The 4,443-nt window shown below is 44.0% G+C and carries 5 protein-coding genes; all 5 read left to right on the top strand.

From position 1 onward, the window contains the following. Position 1: 1 nt before the first annotated feature. The gene (locus AB3112_RS08600) at positions 2 to 805 is read left to right on the top strand and encodes a metal ABC transporter permease (RefSeq protein ID WP_057908946.1); all 804 of its coding nucleotides are present in this window, start codon (positions 2 to 4) and stop codon (positions 803 to 805) included. A 90-nt stretch (positions 806 to 895) separates the two neighbouring features. After that, positions 896 to 1,714 carry a pur operon repressor gene (gene purR, locus AB3112_RS08595; RefSeq protein WP_075141224.1) on the top strand — a complete coding sequence of 273 codons (819 nt, stop codon included), beginning with the start codon at positions 896 to 898 and terminating at the stop codon, positions 1,712 to 1,714. Between the two features lie 24 nt (positions 1,715 to 1,738). After that, entirely contained in the window at positions 1,739 to 3,115 is a 1,377-nt protein-coding gene (gene glmU, locus AB3112_RS08590) for a bifunctional UDP-N-acetylglucosamine diphosphorylase/glucosamine-1-phosphate N-acetyltransferase GlmU (protein WP_084974884.1), read from the top strand. Positions 3,116 to 3,192: 77 nt separating this feature from the next. Then, positions 3,193 to 4,173 (top strand): ribose-phosphate diphosphokinase, encoded by a 981-nt coding sequence (locus AB3112_RS08585; RefSeq protein ID WP_057908944.1) that lies wholly within the window; start codon positions 3,193 to 3,195, stop codon positions 4,171 to 4,173. After that, positions 4,173 to 4,443 (top strand): DUF3899 domain-containing protein (locus AB3112_RS08580; RefSeq protein WP_367334295.1); only part of this gene is annotated, 271 nt, incomplete at its 3' end. The genes AB3112_RS08585 and AB3112_RS08580, both read left to right, overlap by 1 nt.

Here is a 4,443-nt window from a genome sequence, read left to right as displayed (position 1 = left end):
TATGTTTAGTCTTGAATTTATGCAAAACGCCTATTTGGCGGGGACGTTGATTGCAATTGTCAGTGGCATCATGGGCGTCTTCGTGGTTGCACGAAATATGCCCTTTATGACGCACACACTTTCTGAAATCGGCTTTGCGGGTGCGGCTTTTGGTATTTTTATCGGCTGGACGCCTCTGAACGGGATGCTGGCCTTTACGACCGTCAGTTCAATTTTGGTCGGTGAACTTAGCGGAGCCGTCGAATCTCGCCGTGAATCAGTGATTAGTGCCATTTCCGGGTTATTTATTGGGCTGGGAATTTTATTTTTGTCACTTTCCAACAAGAATTCCAGTTACGCCACCAATATTTTATTTGGAAGTGTCATTGGGATCAGCCATCAAGAAGTTGTCCAAATGGCTTCGCTGTCCGTACTCGTGTTAATCGTCTTATTCGTCATTTTTAGAAACTTGAAGGACGACTCGTTCGACGCTGTCGGTGCCAAAACAAACCACATTCACAGTGCCTTGATTTCAATTATTTTCTTAGTCTTACTGGCGTTTAGTGTCAGTGTTGCCGCGCAGATTGTCGGTTCACTTTTGATTTTTGTGCTGCTGACATTGCCGGCTGCCAGTTCGAAATATTTCGCCCATACCGTGATTCAAATGATGTTATTGGCAATCGCTTTTGCCCTTTTTGGTGTTTGGTTTGGCCTTTATCTGGGATATGTCACCAACTGGCCGGTAACCTTTTTCATTGCCACAATTGAAGCGGTCATTTACGCTTCGGCATTACTGTATAATTCGATTAGTAATAAGAGTCGTTAAAATTTGGACTAATTTTGTATGTTAATTCCCTAAAGCCGAACTATTTATGATAAAATCAAATAGATATTACATAAACTCGAGGTGGAATTTTTGAAAGTAAGAAGAAGTGATCGACTGATCGATATGACGCGTTACTTACTTGAACGGCCGCATACGCTGGTCCCTTTGACCTTTTTTGCGGATCGCTATGAGTCGGCCAAGTCTTCAATCAGCGAAGATTTAACAATATTAAAACGAACATTTCAAAATCGTGGAACTGGTCTACTTGAAACAATTCCTGGTGCTGCTGGCGGTACCAGGTTTTTGCCGTATATCTTAAAAGAAGAGGCGCAAGAAGTCGTCAATCAGCTGATTGCTGAGATGTCTTCAGATGCCCGTTATCTTCCGGGGGGCTACGTTTATATGTCTGATTTATTGGGCAGTCCGGCCACGTTGCGACAAATTGGCCGAATTTTTGCGACCCAATATTTAAACCAAAACGTCGACGCCGTCATGACGATTGCAACCAAGGGTGTTCCAATTGCGCAAAGCGTTGCGGACTTCTTGAACGTGCCGTTTGTGATTGTTCGACACGATACTGAAATCACCGAAGGATCAACGGTCAACGTCAACTATGTATCTGGTTCTTCGACTCGAATCGAAAAAATGTCGTTGTCCAAACGCAGCCTGAAGCCTGATTCAAACGTGTTAATCGTTGACGATTATATGCGTGGCGGCGGAACCGTTGGGGGCATGATTTCAATGGTCGACGAATTTGATGCTAATTTGATTGGTGTCGGTGTGGTTGCTGAAAGCACTGCGCCAAACGGTCGAACGATTGGTGACTATACCTCACTCATGAGAGTGGACGCTGAAAACAATACTGTAGTTTCCCAACCAGGAAATTACCTTGATAAAATTTTTAATTAGAAAAGCATTGGGGAGACATAAATAATGGCAACAAAAAACACAATCATACTAGCCGCCGGCAAAGGCACCCGAATGAAGTCAAAACTTTATAAGGTGCTGCACCGCCTATGCGGCAAAACAATGGTTGATCACGTTTTAACGGCAGTTGAGAAGGCCAATATGGATAATGTTGTGACGATTGTCGGCTTTGGAGCTGACGCCGTCCGTCAAAATCTGGGGGACCGAACACAGTATGCCGTCCAAGAAAAACAATTGGGGACCGGACACGCTGTTTTACAGGCCGAAAAGTTATTGGGCAACTTGGATGGGATGACGATGGTTGTCAGTGGTGATACACCATTGTTGACAACCAAAACCTTTAATGACCTGTTTACCTACCACCAAAATAAAAAGGCAAAAGCTACAATTTTAACTTCCAAAGCGCCTGATCCAACCGGTTATGGCCGGATTGTCCGCAATGACTTGGGAATTGTTGAAAAAATCGTTGAACAAAAAGATGCCACCCGTGAAGAACAGGCAATCGATGAAATTAACACCGGTGTCTATGTTTTCGACAACAAGGCGTTGTTTGATGCTTTACATCAGTTGACCAATGATAATGCCCAGGGTGAGTATTATTTGACTGACGTCATCGAAATTTTGAAATCGGAGGGCGAAACGATTGCCGCATACAAGATGGATGATTTCGATGAATCTATGGGTGTCAACGATCGAATTGCGTTGGCTCGGGCAACTAAAATTATGCGGACCCGGATTAACCGCCAACACATGATGGATGGAATTTCAATGATTGACCCGGAACGGACCTACATCGATGCCGGTGTTAAGATTGGCGCTGATACCATTATTGAACCCGGCGTTCAGCTCAAAGGCAACACGGTTATCGGCAGCAATTGTTATATTGGCGCTAACTCTGAAATTCGCGACTCAATTCTGCACGATCACGTGAAAGTGACGTCTTCGTTAATTGAATCGTCCGAAATGATGGACCACTCGGATATCGGTCCCAACAGTCATTTGCGGCCCGAAGCACGGATTGGCAAACACGTTCATTTGGGTAACTTTGTTGAAATTAAAAAGGCTTCAATTGACGAAGGCACCAAGGTTGGCCATTTGACCTACGTTGGAAACGCCAAACTTGGCAAGAACATCAACGTTGGCTGTGGAGTTATTTTTGCCAATTACGACGGTGCTCATAAGCATGACGTCACGGTTGGCGACGATTCATTTATCGGCAGCAACTCCAATTTAATTGCGCCACTTGAAGTTGCCGATCATTCATTTATTGCTGCTGGATCCACCATTAACAAGACGGTTAATCAGTACGATATGGCCATCGCCCGCGCACGTCAGACAAACAAAGCCGGCTATTTTAAAAAGTTGCCGTATCAGAAAGATTAACTCTGATTTTTAATTAAAACATTGTATAATTAAGTCATTGGGATAAAGAGTTAACAAAAAACATATTGGAGGATCATATGGCTCAGCAATATTTTGATTCGAAACTAAAGATTTTCGCGCTGAATTCTAATCGGCCCTTGGCTGAAAAAATTGCTCAAACTGTTGGTGTACCTTTGGGTAAAACGTCGGTTGATCGTTTCAGCGATGGTGAAATTCGAATAAACATTGACGAAAGTATCCGCGGTGATAATATATTTATTATCCAGTCGACATCCGCTCCGGTTAATGACAACTTGATGGAGTTGCTCATTATGGTTGATGCTTTGAGAAGAGCCAGTGCCGGAACAATTAATGTGGTCATTCCGTATTACGGTTATGCCCGTCAAGATCGAAAAGCCCGTTCCCGCGAGCCAATTACCGCTAAGTTGGTGGCGAATATGTTACAAACAGACGGCGTCGATCGGTTGGTTGCACTGGATCTTCATGCCGCTCAAATCCAAGGATTCTTCGATATTCCTGTTGATCATTTGATGGGCGCCCCGTTACTTGCGGACCACTTTATTAAGCAGGGATTTGGCAGTAATGACGTCGTTGTTTCACCTGATCACGGTGGTGTTTCCAGAGCACGCGCTTTGGCCGAATTCTTAAAGGCACCGATTGCCATCATTGATAAACGCCGTCCGCGCGCAAACGTTGCTGAAATCATGAATATCATCGGTGATGTGAAAGGCAAACGCTGTCTGATGATCGATGATATGATTGATACGGCCGGAACAATTACCTTGGGTGCGCAAGCACTGATGGATGCCGGCGCAAGCGAAGTTTATGCCTGCTGCACGCACCCGGTTCTTTCCGGGCCTGCAATTGATCGAATTCAAAAGTCACCGATTAAACAGTTGGTAGTGACCGATACGATCCAATTGACCAAAGAAAAGCAAGTTGACAAGATTGAACAGGTTTCCGTTGGGCCATTGATTGGTGACGCGATTAAGCGGATTAATGAAAATAAGCCGGTTAGCCCGTTATTCAATAATCGATTTCGTGGTGCCGAGAATTAATGATTGAGTTGATTAAAAAGTCACCGATCTGGTCTTCAATTATTGCGCTTGCGATCATCAATATTTTGGCGATTTTGTTTCGACTGCCAAAAATGTTAATTGGAAACATTGACTTTTTAGTTGGCCTGTTTCTGATTGTGCTTGGATCAATTTTTATTGTTGGAGCTGGTCATTTATTCACTGGCTGGCGCTTTCATATCCGAAAGAAAAGTGATCTGGAAGCTGAAAACGACCCGAAACATCCTAAAGCCCGGGAAGTGGCGTCAATTA

The organism is Lentilactobacillus sp. (genome assembly GCF_040773105.1).
Classification (GTDB): domain Bacteria; phylum Bacillota; class Bacilli; order Lactobacillales; family Lactobacillaceae; genus Lentilactobacillus; species Lentilactobacillus parabuchneri.
The sequence above is the reverse complement of the archived record's forward strand: the minus strand, read 5'-3'. Positions and strand labels throughout refer to the sequence as shown.

Coding starts and splice junctions, on each gene's coding strand:
- AB3112_RS08600 (WP_057908946.1), top strand. CDS start 2: ATGTTTAGTCTTGAATTTATGCAAAACGCCTATTTGGCGGGGACGTTG.
- glmU (WP_084974884.1), top strand. CDS start 1,739: ATGGCAACAAAAAACACAATCATACTAGCCGCCGGCAAAGGCACCCGA.
- AB3112_RS08585 (WP_057908944.1), top strand. CDS start 3,193: ATGGCTCAGCAATATTTTGATTCGAAACTAAAGATTTTCGCGCTGAAT.